Source organism: Akkermansia sp. BCRC 18949, from assembly GCF_045011645.1.
GTDB classification, from domain to species: domain Bacteria; phylum Verrucomicrobiota; class Verrucomicrobiia; order Verrucomicrobiales; family Akkermansiaceae; genus Akkermansia; species Akkermansia massiliensis.
The window spans coordinates 842,843-862,334 of the sequence record NZ_CP123619.1 but is presented as its reverse complement, the minus strand read 5'-3'; the positions used below and the strand labels follow the sequence as shown (position 1 = coordinate 862,334).

19 protein-coding genes are annotated in these 19,492 nt (G+C 59.8%); 11 read left to right on the top strand and 8 right to left on the bottom strand.

All coding sequences use genetic code 11. The annotated features are described in order from the left end of the window. Positions 1-6 precede the first annotated feature (6 nt). The 9 genes from P8A25_RS03605 to yidC all read left to right on the top strand — a co-directional run bounded on the left by P8A25_RS03605 (position 7) and on the right by yidC (position 8,694). Positions 7-903, top strand: a complete 897-nt coding sequence (locus P8A25_RS03605; protein ID WP_022396021.1) for a polyprenyl synthetase family protein — start codon at positions 7-9, stop codon at positions 901-903. A gap of 15 nt (positions 904-918) precedes the next feature. Further along, positions 919-1,782: a carboxylating nicotinate-nucleotide diphosphorylase gene (gene nadC, locus P8A25_RS03600; protein WP_102728376.1), complete on the top strand. Its 864-nt coding sequence runs from the start codon at positions 919-921 to the stop codon at positions 1,780-1,782. A 20-nt stretch (positions 1,783-1,802) separates the two neighbouring features. Further along, positions 1,803-2,441: a pyridoxamine 5'-phosphate oxidase gene (gene pdxH / locus P8A25_RS03595; RefSeq protein ID WP_022396019.1), complete on the top strand. Its 639-nt coding sequence runs from the start codon at positions 1,803-1,805 to the stop codon at positions 2,439-2,441. Beyond that, positions 2,438-3,274, top strand: a complete 837-nt coding sequence (locus P8A25_RS03590) for a D-hexose-6-phosphate mutarotase (protein WP_102730708.1) — start codon at positions 2,438-2,440, stop codon at positions 3,272-3,274. Before pdxH ends, P8A25_RS03590 begins: the two co-directional genes overlap by 4 nt. Positions 3,275-3,557: 283 nt before the next feature. Further along, the gene (locus P8A25_RS03585) at positions 3,558-5,669 is read left to right on the top strand and encodes a glutamine synthetase III (protein ID WP_102726373.1); all 2,112 of its coding nucleotides are present in this window, start codon (positions 3,558-3,560) and stop codon (positions 5,667-5,669) included. A 210-nt stretch (positions 5,670-5,879) separates the two neighbouring features. Next, on the top strand, positions 5,880-6,065 hold the full coding sequence (rpmH, locus tag P8A25_RS03580; RefSeq protein WP_012420297.1) for a 50S ribosomal protein L34: 186 nt from the start codon (positions 5,880-5,882) through the stop codon (positions 6,063-6,065). Between the two features lie 62 nt (positions 6,066-6,127). Then, positions 6,128-6,499: a ribonuclease P protein component gene (rnpA, locus tag P8A25_RS03575; protein ID WP_286011383.1), complete on the top strand. Its 372-nt coding sequence runs from the start codon at positions 6,128-6,130 to the stop codon at positions 6,497-6,499. Beyond that, positions 6,496-6,744: a membrane protein insertion efficiency factor YidD gene (gene yidD / locus P8A25_RS03570; RefSeq protein ID WP_102730707.1), complete on the top strand. Its 249-nt coding sequence runs from the start codon at positions 6,496-6,498 to the stop codon at positions 6,742-6,744. Before rnpA ends, yidD begins: the two co-directional genes overlap by 4 nt. Before the next feature lie 54 nt (positions 6,745-6,798). Next, positions 6,799-8,694 (top strand): membrane protein insertase YidC, encoded by a 1,896-nt coding sequence (gene yidC, locus P8A25_RS03565; protein WP_215443642.1) that lies wholly within the window; start codon positions 6,799-6,801, stop codon positions 8,692-8,694. 866 nt (positions 8,695-9,560) lie between these two features. On the opposite strand, the gene ispF is transcribed toward yidC, so the two are convergent. Genes ispF through P8A25_RS03535 form a run of 6 tightly spaced genes read right to left on the bottom strand, consistent with a single transcriptional unit; the run spans position 9,561 to position 16,410 of the window. Continuing rightward, on the bottom strand, positions 9,561-10,070 hold the full coding sequence (ispF, locus tag P8A25_RS03560; protein WP_102728374.1) for a 2-C-methyl-D-erythritol 2,4-cyclodiphosphate synthase: 510 nt from the start codon (positions 10,068-10,070) through the stop codon (positions 9,561-9,563). A 26-nt stretch (positions 10,071-10,096) separates the two neighbouring features. Continuing rightward, a complete protein-coding gene (locus P8A25_RS03555) occupies positions 10,097-10,861 on the bottom strand; it encodes an inositol monophosphatase family protein (protein ID WP_102726370.1) in 765 nt (254 codons plus the stop codon). Between the two features lie 30 nt (positions 10,862-10,891). Continuing rightward, positions 10,892-12,682, bottom strand: coding sequence for a transglycosylase domain-containing protein (locus P8A25_RS03550; protein ID WP_102722792.1), 1,791 nt, complete (start codon positions 12,680-12,682; stop codon positions 10,892-10,894). 24 nt (positions 12,683-12,706) lie between these two features. Continuing rightward, a complete protein-coding gene (locus P8A25_RS03545) occupies positions 12,707-15,139 on the bottom strand; it encodes a tetratricopeptide repeat protein (protein ID WP_215443640.1) in 2,433 nt (810 codons plus the stop codon). Continuing rightward, a complete protein-coding gene (locus P8A25_RS03540; protein ID WP_404838763.1) occupies positions 15,136-15,582 on the bottom strand; it encodes an ExbD/TolR family protein in 447 nt (148 codons plus the stop codon). The genes P8A25_RS03545 and P8A25_RS03540 overlap by 4 nt, the downstream gene beginning before the upstream one ends. A 36-nt stretch (positions 15,583-15,618) precedes the next feature. After that, positions 15,619-16,410, bottom strand: a complete 792-nt coding sequence (locus P8A25_RS03535; protein WP_022396007.1) for a MotA/TolQ/ExbB proton channel family protein — start codon at positions 16,408-16,410, stop codon at positions 15,619-15,621. Positions 16,411-16,522: 112 nt separating this feature from the next. Between P8A25_RS03535 and P8A25_RS03530 the strand changes: the two genes are divergently transcribed. Together P8A25_RS03530 and P8A25_RS03525 are read left to right on the top strand one after the other, a co-directional pair. After that, on the top strand, positions 16,523-18,091 hold the full coding sequence (locus P8A25_RS03530; RefSeq protein WP_257228106.1) for an excinuclease ABC subunit UvrC: 1,569 nt from the start codon (positions 16,523-16,525) through the stop codon (positions 18,089-18,091). 6 nt (positions 18,092-18,097) lie between these two features. Beyond that, complete coding sequence (locus P8A25_RS03525; protein WP_022396005.1) at positions 18,098-18,535, top strand: 23S rRNA (pseudouridine(1915)-N(3))-methyltransferase RlmH; 438 nt, start codon at positions 18,098-18,100, stop codon at positions 18,533-18,535. Positions 18,536-18,539: 4 nt separating this feature from the next. Here P8A25_RS03525 and P8A25_RS03520 read toward each other — a convergent pair whose 3' ends face one another. Together P8A25_RS03520 and rpsI are read right to left on the bottom strand one after the other, a co-directional pair. Continuing rightward, complete coding sequence (locus tag P8A25_RS03520) at positions 18,540-18,974, bottom strand: hypothetical protein (protein ID WP_102726367.1); 435 nt, start codon at positions 18,972-18,974, stop codon at positions 18,540-18,542. Positions 18,975-19,091: 117 nt separating this feature from the next. Next, positions 19,092-19,487, bottom strand: a complete 396-nt coding sequence (gene rpsI, locus P8A25_RS03515; protein WP_022396003.1) for a 30S ribosomal protein S9 — start codon at positions 19,485-19,487, stop codon at positions 19,092-19,094. Between the last annotated feature and the right edge of the window lie 5 nt (positions 19,488-19,492).

Sequence of the window (19,492 nt, the reverse complement as noted above, 5' to 3'; positions counted from 1 at the left end):
AACGTCATGTGTGAAGAACAATCCCTGAACGACTACATTACAGAACAGTGCGCCTTGATTGACGCCGCGCTGGACAGGCTTCTGCCCGCAGAGGACGAAAGTCCTGAAACCATCCACAAGGCCATGCGCTACAGCATGTTCGCGGGCGGCAAGAGAATGCGCCCCGTGCTCTGCCTGGCGGCCGCGGAAGCCTGCGGCGGTCTGGCGGTGAACGCCCTGGTGCCCGCCTGCGCCGTGGAAATGATGCACACGTATTCCCTTATTCATGACGACCTGCCGGCCATGGACAATGACGACCTGCGCCGCGGCAAGCCCACCAGCCACAAGGCCTTCGGGGAAGGGGTAGCCATTCTGGCGGGAGACGCCCTGCTGACGGAAGCCTTTGCCGTGATCGCCCAGGTGGACGACACGGAGCGCTACACTGTCCGGGATTATGTCCGGGAACTGGCGGCTACCGGCGGCAGCACGATGCTCATCGGCGGCCAGATTCTGGACCTGGAAGGGGAGCACAAGCAGCTCTCCGAACCGGAAGTGCGCGCCGTGTACGAAGGGAAGACGGCGGCCCTGCTGACCACGGCCCTCCGCTTCGGCGCCATGTCCGCGAACGCCACGGAAGCCCAGTTGGAAGCCGTCACGGACTTCGGCTACAACCTTGGCCTCGCCTTCCAGGTAATTGATGACATTCTGGACCTGACCGCCTCCACGGAAAAGCTCGGCAAGACCGCCGGCAAGGACGTGAACGCCCAGAAATCCACCTGCCCGGCCCTGATAGGCATGGACGGAGCCCGTTCCGAAGCGAAATGCCGCACCCAGGCGGCCCTGGACGCCCTGATGATCTTCCCGGAAGAACGCCGCACCCGCCTGGTGGAACTGGCCAACTATCTCCTCAACCGCGAATATTAAGCCGCATTTTCTTTCATGCCCGCAGAAACCGTATCCGACAACGTGGAAACCCTGATCAATCTGGCGCTGGCCGAAGACTTCGGCCCCGGGGATGTGACTTCCACATACTTCGTCCCGGAACACCTGACCGCCAGAGCCATTCTGACGCCCCGGAAAAAGGGCGTTCTTTCCGGCGTCAACGTGGCGGCGGAAGTCTTCCGCAAGGTGGACCCCTCCCTGAAGGTGGAAGTCTACCTGCATGACGGGGAGGCCGTGGCGCCCGGCGCCGTGGTGATGCTCATTGAAGGCTCCGCCCGCTCCATCCTGGGAGCGGAACGCACTGCGCTCAACTTCATCCAGCGCCTTTCCGGCGTAGCCACGCTCACCAGGAAATACGTGAAGGCCGTTTCCCACACCAGCGCCCGCATCCTGGACACCCGCAAGACCACTCCCGGCTACCGCCTGCTGGAAAAGGCAGCCGTGGCCCACGGCGGAGGCACCAACCACCGCATGGGCCTTTATGACCGCGCCATGGTGAAGGACAACCACCTGATGACGGACGGCAACACGGAACACCTCCAGCAGTGCATCAACAGGCTGCGCGCGGAAAAGCCCGGCGTGGAAATCCAGCTGGAAGCGGACACTCTGGAACAGGTGGAAGCCTTCCTCAAGCTGGAAGGAGTGGACCACATTCTTCTGGACAACATGACGCCGGAGATGCTGAAGCAGGCCGTCGCCATGCGCGGCGACCGCGCCACGCCCCTGATAGAAGCCAGCGGGGGCGTCAACCTGGACACGGTGGCCGCCATTGCGGAATCCGGCGTGGACTTCGTTTCCGTGGGCTACGTTACCCACTCCGCCCCCTCCCTGGACCTGGGGCTGGATTTCAGCGTGGAATAACACTTACCTTTCACCCTATCATGGACCTGTCCAATTTCAGAGAAGAATACCTCAAGGGCCAGCTTCACAGAAAAGACCTGGCGGAAAACCCCTTTGAACAATTCCAGACCTGGTTTGAACAGGCCCTGAAAGCGGACATTCCGGAACCCAACGCCTTTTCCCTGGCTACGGTGAACGCCCACGGCAGGCCCTCCCTGCGTACGGTGCTGCTCAAATACTTTGACCAGACAGGCTTCGTCTTTTTCACCAACTACGGCAGCCACAAGGCCCATGACATTGAAGAAAACCCGCAGGTCTGCATGATGCTGCCATGGGTGATGCTGGAACGCCAGGTCATCATTTACGGGAAGGCCGTCAAGGTTTCCCGCGCGGAATCCCTGAAATACTTCCTCACCCGTCCCAAGGAATCCCAGCTTGGCGCGTGGGTCTCTCAGCAAAGCTCCGTCATCTCCGGAAGAAAACTGCTGGAAATGAAGCTGATGGAGCTGAAAAACAAATTCTCCAAGGGAGAAATCCCCCTGCCCTCCTTCTGGGGCGGCTACCGGATCATTCCGGACACCTTTGAATTCTGGCAGGGCGGTCCCGGCCGCGTTCACGACCGTTTCATGTACAAGCTCCAGGAAAACGGTTCCTGGACGATCGAACGCCTCCAGCCATGATTACCCGGCGAGCAACAGACCAGGGAGTCACTTTCCTGGACGTGGAAACACCGCTCTGTACAGCCACCCTGTGCCTGCAAGGGGCGCACCTCACGTCATGGAAGCCGGAGGGGCAGGAAGAATGCCTCTTCCTTTCCCCCAATGCGGTCTTTGCGCCCGGCAAAGCCATCCGCGGCGGCATTCCCGTCTGCTGGCCCTGGTTCGGTCCGCGAAAGGGCGAACCGTCCCACGGCGTGGCGCGCACCTCGGAATGGCGCCTCCATCACCAGGAGACGGACAAGCGGGGGAACGCCCTGCTTTCCCTGGCCTTCTATCCGGAAGACGAATCCTACCCCGCCGCCATCCTGCGCCTGGCGCTGGGCCGCACGCTGGCCATGAAGCTGGAAACCACCGCCCGCATGCAGCCCTGCAAGCTCACGGAAGCCTTTCACAACTACTTTGCCGTCGGCAACCTGACCAAATGCCGCGTACACGGGCTGGACGACGTACCGTTCCGGGAAGAAGCGGCCCAGCCCATGAAGCACGGAGAACGCCCGCTGGCCCCCCTGGGGTGCCTGGACCGCGTTTACGACTGCCCGGCCTGTTCCGGGAAAATCGTGCTGGAAGACTTCGTGCTGAACCGCGCCATCACCGTGGAGCGGGACCACGCCTCTTCCGTCATCATCTGGAACCCGGGACAGCAGGGAGCCGGAAACATGGCGGATCTGGGCGCGGAATCCTGGAACAAATTCCTGTGCGTGGAAATGGGCAATGCCGGTTCCCGCTGCATTCCCCTCGCCTCCGGACAATCCCACACCCTGTGCCAGAAAATCACGGTGGGACCGCTGGAATAGCAGGCATTCCCCCTCCCTTCCGCCTCCGGATGAACGGACGGCTGGCAGGAAACCCCATGCGCGGGGAATGACCTCCCAGGCCGTTCCGTACCGCTTCCGGACAGGGGAGCATGAAGAACGGCAGCCTTTCCGTCCTCCCCTTCAAAAGGTGAAATTGGACTCCCCCGGAACTTTTGTTCCCTGAATCATCCCTCCGTGGAGCTCTCCGACAGGATTCGGCTTGCAAAAACCCCCCTTTTAAGGTTTGGTAGATTCCGAGCCTTTTGGCGCGTTCCCTACCAAGATGCATACAAACCCACCTTCCGATGTTGGCAACGCCGCAACCTTCATTGCGGAAATTTACGGTCAGGATGTCTTCAACATGGAGACCATGCGCAACTACCTGCCCCGTCCCGTCTACAAGAAACTGCTGGCTACCATCCGCAAGGACGAAAAGCTGGACCCGGACATTGCCAATGAAGTGGCCCAGGCCATGATGACGTGGGCTCTGGAAAAGGGCGCCAGCCATTACACCCACTGGTTCCAGCCCCTCAACGGAAGCACGGCGGAAAAGCATGACTCCTTCGTGGACGTGGACCCGGAAGGAAATCTGGAACTCAAATTCTCCGGAAAGAGCCTGGTTCAGGGCGAGCCGGACGCCTCCAGCTTCCCCTCCGGCGGCCTCCGCGCCACCTTTGAAGCCCGCGGCTACACTGCCTGGGATCCCACCAGCCCTGCCTTCATCAAGCGGACGGAAAACGGCGCAACCCTCTGCATCCCCACCGCCTTCTGCTCCTATAAAGGACAGGCGCTGGACAAAAAGACTCCCCTTCTCCGCTCCATGACCGCCGTCACCCGCCAGGCCAGGCGCCTGCTGTCCTGCTTCGGCGGCCCGTCCAACATCCACGTCAGCGCCGATCTGGGCGCGGAGCAGGAATACTTCCTGGTGGACAAGCAGCTTTACGCCCTGCGCCCGGACCTGATGATGTGCGGCCGCACCCTCTTCGGCAACGTCCCCCCCAAGCACCAGCAGATGGAAGACCACTACTTCGGCTCCATCAAGGACCGCGTGCTGGAATTCATGGTGGACGTGGACGAAGCCCTCTGGAAACTTGGCATTCCGGCCAAAACGCGCCACAATGAAGTTGCGCCCGGCCAGTTTGAAATTGCGCCCATCTTTGAAAGCCAGAACCTGGCCGTGGACCACAACATGCTGGTCATGGAAGTGCTCCGCAAGACCGCCAACAAGCATGACATGGTCTGCCTGCTGCATGAAAAGCCCTTCTCCGGCATGAACGGCTCCGGCAAGCACAACAACTGGTCCCTCTCCGCGCCCGGTTACGGCAGCCTGCTCAACCCGGGTTCCAGCCCGCAGGAAAACGCCATCTTCCTCACCCTGCTCTGCGCCACGATCAAGGCCGTGGACGAACACGCGGACCTGCTGCGCGCCTCCGTCGCCAAATCCGGCAACGAACACCGCCTGGGCGCCCATGAAGCGCCTCCGGCCATCATCTCCATCTTTCTGGGGGATCTGCTGGATGAAATCATTGAGCAGATTGAAAAGGGCGGCACCAAAAAGGCGTGCACCCAGAAAACCATCAACATCGGCGTGGATACCCTGCCGATGTTCCCCCTGGACGCCTCCGACAGGAACCGCACCAGCCCCTTCGCCTTCACGGGCAATAAATTCGAATTCCGCGCCGTAGGCTCCTCCCAGACCTGCGCCTGGCCCATGACGGTGCTCAACACCATCGTGGCGGAAAGCCTGGATGAAATCTGCACCATCCTGGAACCCGTCAAGGACAAGCCGGAGGAATTCCATGCCACGCTGAACAAGCTGCTTCAGAACATCATCAAGAAGCACAAGCGCATCCTTTTCAGCGGAGACGGCTACGGGGAAGCCTGGATTGAAGAAGCGGAACGCCGCAAACTGCCCAACGTTCCCGGCACCATTGAAGCCCTGGCCGCGCTGGAAACGCCCAAGGCCAAGGCCCTCTTTGAAAAATACAAGGTGGTCAGCCCCGTGGAGCTCCACGCCCGCCATGAAATCCAGACGGAAATATTCCACAAGGAAATCAGCATTGAAGCGGAAACCGCCCTTCTGATGGTGGAAACCCTCTACATCCCCGCCGTGACGGAACAGCTCACGCAGCTCACCACCGCCATCGCCCAGATGAAAGCCGCCGGCATCAAGGCGGGCATGAAAGCCACCGCGGACCGCGCCAACCAGATCGGCACGCTGCTGGACCTTCTCCCCACCCAGGTGCAGGAACTCCGCCGCGCCGTGGACAAAGCCGAGACAAAGGTCATCCAGACGGGCATGGACAATCTGAGAAGCACCATCGACATGCTGGAAAGCCTGACGGACGCAGACCTGTGGCCCGTTCCCACCTATGCGGAACTGCTCTTTCTGTAAAACAAAGGGCTCCCTCCGGAACAGAAAATAACTGGCTATCAACCATAAACATCACTTATTCCAGTACCTTCCCCAAGAAAAAGGGCAAATTAATCGCCTGACGGATTGACAAAACAGCCAAAATAGTTATCCTTTCTGTCCGGTTGTGCATAGGCCGCTTAGACGGACGGCACTGAATCTAGTAATTCACAAGAAGCATCTTTCAACATCATGAGCAAGAGGACTTATCAACCATCCAAGCGTTGCCGCAAGCGTCAGTTCGGATTCCGTGCACGCATGGCTACCAAGAACGGGGCAGACATCATTCGCCGCCGCCGCGCCAAAGGCCGCAAGCGCCTGCTTCCCAAGGGAGCCGAAATCCAGTACAAGCGCCATACCATCCAGCACGGCCGTTAATTCAGCCGCCAGGACTTGGTTAACGCCTCCTTGGAACTTTTTCACGGGCCGACCCGCGGGAGATGCGTCTTACTCGTCAACAAAGCATGACCAGGGCATTCCAATTTGCCCGGGTGCGCAACGAGGGACCATCCGTAGCAGGTCGGCTTATTGTTTTAAGTGCAGCCCCGCTGGAACATCCGGGAGAACCCTCCAAATTCGGCATCATCTGCACGAAAAAAATCGGCTGCGCCGTCGTCCGCAACAAGCTGCGGAGACGCGTACGGGAAATCCTGAGGGCGCACGGAGCCCCCTTTGAACACGGCGTGCACCTGGTGTGCGTCCTCCGCTGGCGGGCCGTGGAAGCCAGCTATGCAGACCTGGAGCGGGACTGGCAGAAAGCCGCCCGCAAGCTCAAACTTCAACTTCTTTCCCGGGAACAAGACAAAGCATGATGAAATGGCTGCTCATTGCCCTGGTACGGGGCTACCAAACCTTCATCAGCGCCCCTCTGCATGCGCTGGGGGGCCCCGGCAGCGGCTGCCGCTATACTCCCACCTGTTCCCAGTACTTCATCCAGGCCGTCCGGGTCCATGGAGCCTGGCGCGGCTTTCTTCTTGGCTCATGGCGCATTTTAAGATGCAACCCGTGGGGCGGTTCAGGGTATGATCCCGTGCCTCCGGCCCGCACGCCGCATTAAATTACCTTTCTCTCCCCTCCCTCCCAACCAACTTCAATCAAGCTATATCACATTATGGATCGCACAGCATGGATCGTCATAGGCGTTTGCGCCGCCCTTCTGGGCCTGAACATTTACATGGGCAACAATAAAAAGGAAGAGCCCGTCCCCGCCGCTCCCGCTCCCGTCCAGCAGACGGCCGCCGCTCCGGCAAGCGTCCCGGCTCCCGGAGCACAGGCGCCCGCCGCTCCCAGCGCCCCGGAACAGCCTTCCGCCAGCAAGGCCCTTGAAGAAGACAAGACCAGCCCGATCACGCTGACGGCCACGCAGGAAGCGGACGGCAAGCAGGAACCCTTCATCACGTACACCTTCAACCGCATCGGAGGCTCCATCGGCGCCGTTACCCTCCACAACGACATTGTGGACTCCCAAAAAGTCGCGGACCACAACATCACCATCAACGAAGCCCAGCAGAGGGGCATTGGCGAACTCGTCTTCAACATGGACGCCACCCAGGACCCGTCCTATGACAACACCGTGTACAAGGAAGTCAGCCGCACGGCGGACTCCGTCACCCTGGAGGGCTATGATCCCGCACGGCAGCTTTTCATCTCCAAGACCTACACCCTGCACCCCGTCAAGAATCTGGAAGGAAAAGTACTGCCCGGCAGCAAATACCTCATCCGCCTGACCGTCTCCCTGCTCAACAAATCCCCCAACGTCCAGGATCTGCGCTACATGGGCATCTTCGGCGGCAGCGCCTACCCCATCGCCAAGAGTGAACCGAAGGACACCTACACCCACTTCTTCTACCATGCGGACGGTTCCCTGGAACAGGAAGTGCCCTCCTACTTCACGGGCGGCTTTTTCAGCACCGCAAAGGCCCGCGTCCTGGAAGGCCCCTTGCAGGACCTGACCTATGCCGGCGTGATGAGCCAGTACTACGCCACTATTCTTCTTCCCCAGAACGAGTCCAAGGGCTCCACCGTGTACGCCACCCGCCAGGAATTCCCGCTGGCGCATGAAAACAACACGCTGGTGCCCGGCGTCACCGTAGCCATGGGCATCCCCAACCTGACCATGGCGCCCAACGAAATAAAGACGCTCACCTACGACATCTACACCGGTCCCAAATTCAACGCCTACCTGCGCGACCTGAACCTCACCTACCCCGCCATCAGCGACATCATGGCGTACGGCTGGCTCGTCTTCCTGAGCGTGCCGATGAACTGGCTGCTCAACCTCTTCCACGGATGGTTCGGAAACTGGGGCGTGGCCATCATCTGCATGACCATCGTCGTCCGCGCGCTCATCTGGCCGCTGCACAAGAAATCCTACATGGCCATGAAGCGCATGTCCCTGGTTCAGCCGGAGATGGCCAAGCTCAAGGAAAAATATCCGGACGACCCCCAGAAGGTGAACATGGAGATGATGAAGCTGTACCAGAAATACGGCATCAACCCTGCCAGCGGCTGCGTGCCCATGCTCATCCAGATCCCCATCTTCTTCGCCTTCTACCGCGTGCTCCAGTATTCCGCGGAGCTGAGGGGCCAGCCCTTCTGCCTGTGGATGACGGACCTGTCCCTGCCCGACACCGTAGGCCACCTGTTCGGCATCCCGATCAACATCCTGCCTCTCATCATGGCCGTGACCATGATTGTCCAGATGCGGATGACCCCGCAGGCGGGCGAACGCTCCCAGCGCATCATCATGAACCTGATGCCCCTGATGTTCTTCCTCTTCTGTTATAACTTCGCTTCCGCCCTGGCCCTGTACTGGACCACGCAGAACCTGATTTCCATCGGCCAGACGGCCCTCATCCGCCGCCTGCCCATGCCCGTGCTCTCCGCCGCCAAAAAGAAGAAGCCCGGCTTCTTCCAGAGGATGATGGACCAGCAGCGCGTGGCCCTGGAGGAACAGCAGCGCAAGGCCAAGGGCCGCAACATGCGCAACATAACGCCCAAGAAGTAGGGGCGCGCCTTTACTCTCTCTTCCCTGCAAGTGTGGCTGTTCACACGGCCGCACTTTTTTATTGGGGCGGATGATGGAAAGAAAATCCCCCCCATGACAAGCGCTGGAAGAAAAGGGAAATTTCCATACGGCAGCCCCCTCAAAAAAACCGGACTCCTCCATTCGGAGAAGCCCGGTTTTCCTCGTCATATATTCTTTGTGTAGCTAATTGGAGCGGCCCGGCAGAAAATGCCAAACACCCACCAGAATCAACTTAGCGAATTTAGAATCCGGTATGGATTCCATAGCCGGAAATACTGCCCTTCGCTATGCTCCAAAACGGTCCAAATTGACGCTCCGCCAACATTTCTTCCATCTCCTATTCACAGCCGCATATCGCCCCGGGAGCCAGGGCATCCCGGTCCTGATGGACCGCCTGTGGAGAGGCCCGGGGGCTATTGGATAAGAAGCTTCCGCTGCGCTACAGAAAGAGTTTCAACAACGAAAGGAGGGAGCCTTCCGTTCCCAGGCCCCGCAATCGCAAAACCGCCCTCCATCAATATTCCACCGTTCCCTTTCACAGCCGCATACCGTCCGGGAGACAGGGCACCCCGCCCTGATGGCTACCGCCGCCGAAGTGTAAAGACGGTTATTAATGATTGCCGGAACGAAAAGAAAGCCCGTCACATCAAGAACTCCCTAGGGCAATTCCCAGGATATTGGCAAGTTCAATCCCCTGAAAACGTTTTTCTTTCAGTTTTGTAGGCTTGACTCCGGATTCTAAATCCGTCTGCCGCTCTAAAGCCTGAACCCCAGCCTGCGGCATAGCCGCCCCCGCACCCCTTCTGAAAAAAGAGCCCAAAAAAGGAAATATGGCGGACGTCTTCTTACGGCGCAGTCAAATCTTCCGGCATCAGAATAGCCGCCACGGCAAAGGCGGCGATGCCTTCCCGGCGGCCCAGCGCGCCGAGCTGTTCATTGGTGGTGGCCTTCACCCCCACGCGTGCCGGAGAAATGCCCAGGGCGGTTCCCAGGGCGCCCTTCATCTGTTCCAGGTAGGGGGAGATGCGCGGAGCTTCCGCAATCAGGGAGGAATCCACGTTCACCACGCGGCCGCCGCGCTCACGAATCAGGGAAACGGCCTTCGCCACGATGTCCAGGGAAGAAATATCCTTGCAGCCAGGGTCTCCCGGCGGGAACCAGTAGCCGATGTCCGGCAATCCGGCCGCACCCAGCAGCGCGTCTGCAATGGCGTGGCACAAAACGTCCGCATCGGAATGGCCGTCCAGCCCGCGGGCGGAAGGAATGTGCACGCCGCCCAGCATCAGGGGACGCGGAGCTTCCGCAAAACGGTGGATATCATATCCCAGCCCGGTCAGTGCAATCATGTCTTTCATACAATACTGCGGCAATGTCGTTCAAGTTATTCGTCCAGCGCTTCCATGATCGGAATGCGGCCGTTCCAGGCGATGATGGCGAATTGTTCCGGATTGTCCTCCTTCGGTTCCAGGACAACCTTCCCTCCCGCAGCTTCCACCAGCAGAACCCCGGCGGCGATGTCCCAGATGGAAATGACGCTTTCCACATAGGCATCAAACCTGCCGCAGGCAATATACGCCAGAGCCAGGGCCGCGGAACCGTTGTTGCGCACCTTGCGTACCTGCCAGGCGATTTTGGCGAAGCGTTCGATTCCCTTTTCCTTGGAACCGTCCGTCTTGCCGTGTCCCACGAACACCACGGCCTCCGCCATCTTTTCCCGGCGGCTGCAATGCATGGGATGGTCATTCATGTACGGAATGCCTCCCTTTTCCACATGCCAGCATTCGTCCATCATGGGATCGTAAATCACGCCCAGCACTATTTCCCCGCGGCGGCGCAGGGCGATGGAGACGCAGAACCAGGGAATGGTGTAAAAGTAGTTCACCGTCCCGTCAATAGGGTCCACAATCCATTCATATTCACTGTTGCGGTCTCCGGTATACCCTTCCTCGCCCAAAACGGCGTGGGTGGGGAACACGGAGAGGATTTCCTCCGTAATCAGTTTCTGGGAGAGCTTGTCCAGCTCCAGCTTGATGTCGTTCTGGCTGGCTTCATCCACCTTCTTCTGGTCGTAAAAATGCTTTTTCAGGAAGGCTCCGGCGGATTTGGCGGCCAGGATGGCCGCGGTCATTTCAGGTGAGTGGTTCATGATATTCTATTAATGGAAAATTGGATGCCATCAGGTGTCCTGCTCCGCAGGAGCTTCCTTCTCCCGGCGCTCCCGGACGGCTTTGCGGCGGTTTTCCTCCGCCCGGTCATACACTTCCCCGGCCAGCGCGGCGGAGGTCTTCGCCAGTGCGGAGGCAACGCCCTTCTTTTTATAGACGGCTTCATCCGGCTCGTCGAAGCCCACCCAGACAAAGACCGTGAAATAACGCCCCATGACGGCGGAGAAATGCCCCGTGTTTTCCGGCAGCCTGACATTGACGGACGTCTTCCTGGAGCGTTCGTCGTAACGGAAGGGAGGAAGGGCCGCTACCAGGTGGGCGGATTCACGCGGCAGGATTTCCCGGCGGCTTTCTTCCGGAGAGGGAGCGTTCACCATCACCAGGTTTTTCTTGGTGGTGCCCACCTGCCTGACGGAGGAAATCTGCACGTTGCGCCCGTCGTTGCCGATGAGGTACAGCGCATTGACGGCATGCGAGAGAGGCGCGCGGAACCTGCCGGCATACAAATCCGGGGAACGCGGAAGGTCCCCCTTGTACCCGGCCTTCTGCGCCGTTTCTATCACCGTATTGAACCCTACCCCGCGCCCGGTCACTTCAGGACTGCTGCGAATAACAGTCCTGCGCTGGTCCACGGCGCACAGGTTGACGACGGGGGTAAACAGGTCGCCGGGCATCACCATCGTCTGCCACCGGTCCACGCCGTCCAGCGCAGAGCGCCCCCCCGTCACGGCCAGCAGGTCCCCTTTGCGGGAATCCACGCACAGCACGGCTGCCTGCACGCAATTCTTCAACTGGTTGTCCACTCTCCTGGGCAGTCCGGCCCACACGGGGGAAACTTCCAGCGCGGTCAGCGCAGGCTCGCTTATTTCCTCCACCATCCGCTGGAATTCCAAATCCAGCGTAGTCATTACAAAAATGCTGGAAGTTCCCTCCTGCTCGTCGCAGCAGTCCAGGTCACTCAGCTCACGGGAAATGACCAGGATGGGATAGGAGCCGGGACGCGCTTCCCGTTCTCCCGCCACCGTCATCGGTTCGCGGGACGCCTGCCATAGTTGTTCCTGGGTGATGAATTCGCACTCAAACATCCTTTCCAGCGTCGCGTTGCGCACCTTGACGGCCGCCTCCGGACTGTAAACCGGGTTGTAAATGGAAGGTCCGCGCACCAGCCCGGCCAGCGTGGCGCATTCCGCCAGCGTCAGGTCCGCCACTTTTTTGCCGAAGTACAAATCCGCCGCCTGCGCAATGCCGTAGCACTGCTGTCCGAAGTAGATGCGGTTCAGGTAGGCCGTCAGAATTTCATCCTTGGAGTATTTGCCTTCTATGCGGCGCGCCACGGCCATTTCCAGAACCTTGCGGTCCAGGGTCTTCCCCCCCAGTTCATAGCAATTCCGCGCCAGCTGCATCGTGATGGTGGAAGCCCCCTGCGCATAGGACAGCGTGGTCAGGTTCCGGCAAATGGAGCGGATGATGGAGGAATACACGATTCCTCCGTGATCGAAAAAGGCTTCGTCCTCCCGGGCAATGAAGGCATTCACCAGGTTGTCAGGCAGTTCATTGCGGGCCACATACACCCGGTCGTGGTCCGTCAGGGTGCCTATCCACTGGCCGTTGCGGTCATACGCGGCGCAATTTTCCAGGGGGGCCAGCACCTCGTCCAGTTCATACTGGTCCGCCCTCCAGGCGTAAACGAGCAGGACGATGATGAAGGCAATAGGAATGAGGCCCAGCCACAGCAGCAGACGGCCCAGATTGCGCGGCAGCAATCCGAACAGATCATACCATCTTTTACGCCTGTTCTCCATTCCGGTTCCGATCCTTGGGGACGCCTAGCGGGCATCCGGGGGCAGTGATTCGTCATCCTGCTTCCAATCCGGGAACTCCTTCTGCAGGCGCGCCCGGTACTGGGAAGCCTCCGACTTGCGGCCGGCCTTGTCCAGCGCTTCCGCCGCCTTGAACAGGGCCTTGGGTTTCAATTCGGCGTCATTGACGAACAACTCGGCCGTGACGCCGTAATGCTTGGCTGCTTCATCAAACTTTTTCTCCGCATAGGAAATGTCCCCCAGAACAATTTTCAGGGAGGCCATCAGGGGGCCTTCCACTCCCAGGGCCAGCGCTTCCTCCGCCGTCTTCCGGGCGTCCGCGTACTTGCCCAGCCCCAGCAGGATGGAGGCCTTGTCCAGCATGCCGTCCGCACGGCGGTAGGGCTGGTCCTCATCCTTCAGGAAGTTGTTGGAAGCCACCAGGGCGCGGTCATACTTCTTGAGCGCCAGGCGCACCTTCGCCAGGTTGCGCCAGATCACCTTCTTCACATTTTGAAGCTGGTCGTTCTGCGTAGCCCAGGTCATGTACTTGTCCGCCGTTTCCAGGTCCTTCATGCCATAGGCCTGAAGGCCCAGCCATGCGGGGATGACGTCCGGCACGCGGGCCACGGCGGAGGGGTTTTCCTTTTGCAGGGTTTCCAGGGCCTCCTTCAATTTATTCACGTCCTGGAGCTTGTGATAGGACAGAACGGAAAGCACATTGACCTGTTCCCCGTACTTCTGGGGGTCCAGCGTCTTGGCTTCCGCCATGTGGCTGATGGAGGACTTGAAGTCTCCCTGGTCAAACGCCGCACGCCCCAGCAGGAAATGAGCTTCCGCCAGAGCGGCGGGGGACGCCTTCGGGAAATTCTGAATCAGGCCTTCATAATACTTGGCCATGTTCACCATATCCTGGCGGCCCGCATAAATCTGGGCGGCCCGCTGCCACGCGGCGGCGGCGGATTCCGCCTTCGGCCAGCGAGCGATCACCCGGTCAAAATCCATCAGGGCCTCCGCTTCCTTCTTGGTCTTGGCGTACATGTCCCCGCGCAGGGTCAGCGCCTCGCAAATGCGCGGGTCCCGCGGGAAATCGTTGATGAAATCCGTCAGCAGTTTGGCGGCCACGCCCCGGTTCCCGGCCTGGGCGATCGCCCACGCGCTCTTGTACAGGATATCCGCGCGCATCCTGGGGGGCACCTTGTCAAAATCAATGCTGGCGTAAAACCGGGCGGCATCCGCCGGATTGGTGTTGAACAGGTTCTCCGCGGCCATCAGGCGCACCATGTCGTGCAGTTCGCTGGTCGGAAAGGCCTTGGCGTAATGGTTCAGGAAGCTCTGTGCCCGCTGGGGAAGGTCCTTCTGCTTGAGTTCATTATAGCACAGCAGACGGTAAAAGGAGGCCTGCATGGCTTCCTGCGTATAGGGAACGGCCTTCTCCGCCTCCAGGAAGAAATCCGCCGCCTTCTGGTACTCCTTCAGCTTGTAGGCAGACTGGCCCAGAAGCATCAGCAGGCGCACCTGGCCGTCCTTGGTCGGCATCTTCATGTCCTTCTGCTGCTCGTGCTGGGAAAGGATCTCCTTGTACTTGCCCATGTTGTACAGCCCCAGCAGCAGCCCCATGCGGGCTTCCGGCGCCATTTCCTTCAGGGATTCGTCCTTCAAAAGCCGTTCATAAAGGTTCTGGGCCTCCGCGGTCTTTTTCAGCCTGGTTGCCAGCATGGCGGCCTGAAGGGTGGCGATGCCCCGGTTCCTGTCATCCACGCCTGGCGTTTCCAGCACCTTGCGGTATTCGGAATAGGCTTCACCAAGACGGCCCGTATCCGCACACAGGGCGGCATACCCCATCCGGGACACCAAAACAAATTTCGCATCCGCTTCCGGATTGCCTATCACCGCGCAGAACATGGTGGCGGCGGCGTCCGGATTCCCGCTGGCAAGAAACAGACGTCCCAGGCGGTACTGGGCGTCCACTTTCAAATCATTCTGTTCCGCATTGCGGACCACGAGCTGGTAATACTGGATAGCCTTGTCCGTTTCCCCGGCAGCGGAGGCGTCCGTCGCCAGGCGGTAGGCGGAAGCGGCAACCAGAGCCGGGCCGCCCGTCTGGGTCAGCCTGCGGAACAGGGTGTGCGCGTCCTCCTTCCTGCCGAGCTCCTCCAGGCACATGGCGGCGCGGTACTCCGCCAGGGGAGCCTGGGCGGACTGGGGGAAACGCTGGGCAAATTCAAGATACTTGCGCAGGCTCAAATCAAGCAGGCGGCCATATTCCTGCCGGTTTGCCTTCGTCGCCGGTTCCTGGGCCTGCTTGTACAGCATGTCCGCCATGTCCAGGGAATCCTGCTCCGGATTGGCGACCAGCGGACCGTCCGCAATGGGAGCGGCGTCCGGAATGTTTTCCTGCGCGGCGGCGAACGCCGCCAAAGTCATTAAACCTGCATTGATGAAAAGTAACGCTTTCATGAAGCCTGGGGGTTGGGAACATTGACGGAAGAGGGAGCCGGAGGCCGCGTGGAGAAGGAAACATTGTTCAGCCCGGCCTTCAGGCAGGCGTCCATCACATGCACCACCACGCCGGATTCCGCCTTCTCATCCACGCGGATGCGGACGAGCATGGTTTTATCCAGCCGGGCGACGGAAAGAAGCTTGTCCTCCAGCTGCGGCATGGTATACGCCTGGCGGTTGATCACCACGGTGCCGTCCTTCCGGATATTCACGATGATTTCATTGGAAACGTTTTCACCGGGCTTGGGAGTCTCCGCGGAGGGGAGGTTGATGGAAAGGTCCGGCTCGTCATCCTCAAACGTCTGGGTCACGATGAAAAACACCAGCAGCAGAAACACGATGTCCAGCATGGGCGCGAGCTGGAACCCGATGGGGCTGGGCATTTTATAGTGGGATTTCATACGTTCTTCCGGTGTGGTGGGGATGGCCGCTTCCGGCTAAAGCCCGCGCACGTCGCGCAGGGAGGTGGGGTCAACGGGAACCCTGGGAAGTTCTTCCTCATGGAAGGCTCCGGCTACGCCGGCACGCGGCTTCTGGAGCTGGGTGGCTACTACGGAAACGCTGTGCGTCACGGCGGCTTCCAGGTCCCCCACGCGCTTGTGAACGCGGCTGCGGAAGTACACATAGGCCAGGATGGCGGGGATCCCCAGCATCAGGCCGCCCGCGGTCGTAATCAGGGCTTCCGCCACGCCGCCCGCCATGTCGATGCGCTGCTTGCCGCCGGAGAAATCACCGTTGGCGATCTCAAAAAAGGTCTTCATCATCCCGACTACGGTTCCCAGCAGGCCCAGCATGGGAGCCAGGGCGCCGATGTCCGACAGCCAGGAAATCTGGCGGCTCAGGAAGCCCGCCTGGCGGCCGCCTTCCGCGGCGGCTATTTCCCTCACCTCCTCAAACTGGGCGGAAGGATTGCGCAGCATGAAACTGGCCACCGTCAGCATTACGCGCGCGTAGCAGGAGTCCCCATCCTTGCAAAGGATGGAAAGGCCCGTATAATCCCTCTTGCGGATGAAGGATTCCGCCTGCTCCACCAGCTTGGTGGGCAGAACGGCGGAGGCGCGGGTGGAAAAACAGCACATGACCAGCACCACCACCCCGGCGATGGATAACAGGAGCAGCGGCCACATGATGAAGCCGCCTTTCATAAACAGCTCGGAGAGGGGATAATTTCTATCTCCCACCACAAAGTCCATGGCGGCAGCCAGCGTGGTAAACGGTACAGGATTCATACAAAAGACGTAGGGGATTATACAGAAGAAGTCTTCCTAGGCAAGCCAAGTAGCCGTAATGCAGTACGTTTCCGCAGTTTCATTTCTTGCCGCATATGGCATAATAATCCCCGTGGCAGATCGTGAGAAACCATCTCTGAAGGAACTCTGGAGGCAAACTCCGCATAAACCCGGCGTTTACATCATGAAAGACGCCCTGGGGAATACCATTTACGTGGGCAAGGCCAAGGACCTCCACCGCCGCCTGGGCAACTACTTTTCCCCCACGGGGGCCACCCTGTCCAACCACAAGACAAGGGCGCTCATCAATGCCATTGCGTCATTCGACTACTTTGAAACCAGGAACGACCAGGAGGCTTTTCTGCTGGAAAGCAAGCTCATCAAGCAGTACCGCCCGCATTACAACATCCAGATGAAGGATGACAAGCGCTATCCCCTGCTGAAGATTCCCAAGGGGGAAAAACTGCCGCGCTTCCAGCTGGCGCGGGTGCGCAAGGACGACGGAGCGCGCTACTTCGGCCCCTTTGTCCACTCCCAGGCGCTTTACGCCACGCAGGAATGGCTGAACCGGCATTTCCGGCTGCGGACCTGCAAGGCCAAAAATCCGGGTCTCCACGAGTTCAAGCACTGCCATGCGGACGTGATACGCAACTGCTCCGCCCCGTGCATCGGGCGCATTTCCGTGAGCGACTATAACCGGAACTTCGACCAGGCGGCGCGCCTGCTGGAGGGGACCGGCAAAAAAAGCACTCTGGACGAGCTCACCCGGGAAATGATGCAGGCCTCCGACGAGCTGGACTTCGAGCGCGCAGCGTACCTGCGGGACATCCGGGACAACCTGGTCAAGGTTCTGGAGCCCGCGCGGCGGTTCCAGAAGGGAACGCCCAACCTGCCCGGCACCGTGCGCCCGGAAGAAGACATGAAGGAACTGGGGCTGGCCCTGGGCCTGGAAGAGCCTCCAGCCATCATGGAATGTTTTGACATTTCCAACGTCTCCTCCAACCACATCGTGGCCTCCATGGTGCGCTTCACCAACGGCAAACCGGACAACAAGGCCTACCGCCGCTACCGCATCCGCACGGTGGACGGGCAGAATGACTTCGCCTCCATGTCTGAAGTGATCCGGAGGCGCTACTCCCGCATTCTGGCGGAGAGCGACGCCGTAGCCTCACGGCCCGCGGACATGACCCTGTACCGGTGGCTCAAAAAGCTCAGCGGAGAAGGAAAAGCCCCCATCAAGGTTCCGGACCTGGTGGTGGTGGACGGCGGCAAGGGCCAGCTCTCCTCCGCCCTGGCCGATCTGGAAGCCATCGGACTGGGTGACATGCCTATCGTCGGCCTCGCCAAGCAGCGGGAGGAAATCTTCTTCCCCCACCAGCCACAGCCCCTCTGCCTGCCGCACAGCACGGGAGCTCTCAAGCTCATGCAGCGCATCCGCGACGAAGCCCACCGCTTCGCCAACGGCTATAACGAACTGCTTTACCGGAAGCGCATGCGGGAAAGCGCCCTGGACGACGCCCCGGGCATGAGCGCGGCAAAAAAAAGCATGCTGCTGGAAAAATTCAAGTCCGTGGCCGCCATCAAAAGGGCGGACCCGGCTTCCATCGCCGCCATCCGCGGCATTTCGGAAACCTGGGCCCGCAACCTGCTGAACTACCTCAATTCATCCTCCAATTCCTGACTTCTCATGCAATTCCTGATTCTGGCCGCAGGCAAGCCGGCCCTGGGCTATGCCCGGGAAGGCGTGGAACTCTACCTCAACCGCCTCAAGCCTTTCGGCAAGACGGAACTCAAACTCGTCAAAGACGGAAGCTCCAAAGACGTTTCAGAACGCCTGCTGGCCGCCAGCGAGGGCTGCCTGCGCATCGCCATGGACGAACGCGGAGAACTCTGGACCACGGAGAAGCTGGTCAAACTGGCGCGGGACTGGCAGATGCGTTCCGTGCGCCGCATCGCGTTCCTCATCGGGGCCTCGGACGGCCACACGGAAGAACTGCGTTCCCGGTGCGGCCATATCCTGGCCCTGAGCAAATTCACCCTCCAGCATGAGCTGGCGCTCGTCGTCCTGCTGGAACAGCTTTACCGCTGCCATACCATTCTGGCGGGAACGCCGTACCACCGGTAAACGGCTAAAGCTTTCCTCGCTGCCGCGGTGAGTCCATCAAGGCTTTCACCGTCACGGAAGCGGCCGCGAGCACGGCCACACCCCATGCCATGGAGTCGCCCGCAATTCCCGTGGCAAACGCCGGAAAAGGATTGAACGCCACCGCAAGGGAACCAAACACCCAGCCCCAGCCGGGAAAGCCTTTCTTAAAGGCCACGTAAGCCAGATAGAAATACAAGGCCACGCCTGCAAATTGAAACAAAGGGAAAGCAGGACCGTATTCTACCTTCCTGAGGCCGGAGACATTGCCCGCCATGCGATGGGAATGTTTCAGAAAAGAGGCTATCACCAGAAAAAGCGGCGCAAGCAGTAAAGGAGCAATAGGGAAAACGCTTCTTTCCGTTTTTTCTTCTTCCGGAGAAGAATCCGGAATTCCGTCCTGCTGCCGACCTTCTTCCATAATAATTAATCGTAACAGCAACCAGCTTCCCCTGCAACGAAAAAGGAGTACTCCGCAGGGAGCACTCCTTTTCCGAGAAAGAAATGGTAAAGCCAGTTCCTTCGCAGCCAGCCAAGCTTAGCGCTTGGAGAACTGGTAACGCTTGCGGGCGCCGGGACGACCGGGCTTTTTACGTTCCTTCATGCGGGAATCACGGGTCAGAAGACCGAATTCACGCAGCTGGGCGCGGGAAGCTTCATCAACCTGAACCAGAGCGCGGGCAATCGCCATGCGGATGGCGCCCACCTGGCCGTGAATGCCGCCGCCCTTGGTGACGACGTTCACGTCGAATTTGTTCATGGTGTTGGTAACCTGGAAGGGCTGGAGAACGGCGTTCTGCAACTGGACGGTGGGAAGGTATTCTTCAAAACCGCGACGATTGATCGTGATGCGGCCGGCACCTTCAGTAAGCCAAGCGTGTGCAATGGCGGTCTTGCGGCGGCCGGTGGCGTTGTATGGGGTTGTCTGACTCATGTCTG

Bases quoted from the DNA above. Each gene is read 5' to 3' on its own strand.
- P8A25_RS03590 (WP_102730708.1), top strand. From the start codon at position 2,438: ATGATTACCCGGCGAGCAACAGACCAGGGAGTCACTTTCCTGGACGTG.
- P8A25_RS03550 (WP_102722792.1), bottom strand. From the start codon at position 12,682: ATGGAGAACAGGCGTAAAAGATGGTATGATCTGTTCGGATTGCTGCCG.
- P8A25_RS03585 (WP_102726373.1), top strand. From the start codon at position 3,558: ATGCATACAAACCCACCTTCCGATGTTGGCAACGCCGCAACCTTCATT.
- rnpA (WP_286011383.1), top strand. From the start codon at position 6,128: ATGCGTCTTACTCGTCAACAAAGCATGACCAGGGCATTCCAATTTGCC.
- nadC (WP_102728376.1), top strand. From the start codon at position 919: ATGCCCGCAGAAACCGTATCCGACAACGTGGAAACCCTGATCAATCTG.
- P8A25_RS03520 (WP_102726367.1), bottom strand. From the start codon at position 18,974: ATGGAAGAAGGTCGGCAGCAGGACGGAATTCCGGATTCTTCTCCGGAA.
- P8A25_RS03545 (WP_215443640.1), bottom strand. From the start codon at position 15,139: ATGAAAGCGTTACTTTTCATCAATGCAGGTTTAATGACTTTGGCGGCG.
- rpsI (WP_022396003.1), bottom strand. From the start codon at position 19,487: ATGAGTCAGACAACCCCATACAACGCCACCGGCCGCCGCAAGACCGCC.
- ispF (WP_102728374.1), bottom strand. From the start codon at position 10,070: ATGAAAGACATGATTGCACTGACCGGGCTGGGATATGATATCCACCGT.
- P8A25_RS03525 (WP_022396005.1), top strand. From the start codon at position 18,098: ATGCAATTCCTGATTCTGGCCGCAGGCAAGCCGGCCCTGGGCTATGCC.
- P8A25_RS03555 (WP_102726370.1), bottom strand. From the start codon at position 10,861: ATGAACCACTCACCTGAAATGACCGCGGCCATCCTGGCCGCCAAATCC.
- yidD (WP_102730707.1), top strand. From the start codon at position 6,496: ATGATGAAATGGCTGCTCATTGCCCTGGTACGGGGCTACCAAACCTTC.
- yidC (WP_215443642.1), top strand. From the start codon at position 6,799: ATGGATCGCACAGCATGGATCGTCATAGGCGTTTGCGCCGCCCTTCTG.
- pdxH (WP_022396019.1), top strand. From the start codon at position 1,803: ATGGACCTGTCCAATTTCAGAGAAGAATACCTCAAGGGCCAGCTTCAC.
- P8A25_RS03605 (WP_022396021.1), top strand. From the start codon at position 7: ATGTGTGAAGAACAATCCCTGAACGACTACATTACAGAACAGTGCGCC.
- P8A25_RS03540 (WP_404838763.1), bottom strand. From the start codon at position 15,582: ATGAAATCCCACTATAAAATGCCCAGCCCCATCGGGTTCCAGCTCGCG.
- rpmH (WP_012420297.1), top strand. From the start codon at position 5,880: ATGAGCAAGAGGACTTATCAACCATCCAAGCGTTGCCGCAAGCGTCAG.
- P8A25_RS03535 (WP_022396007.1), bottom strand. From the start codon at position 16,410: ATGAATCCTGTACCGTTTACCACGCTGGCTGCCGCCATGGACTTTGTG.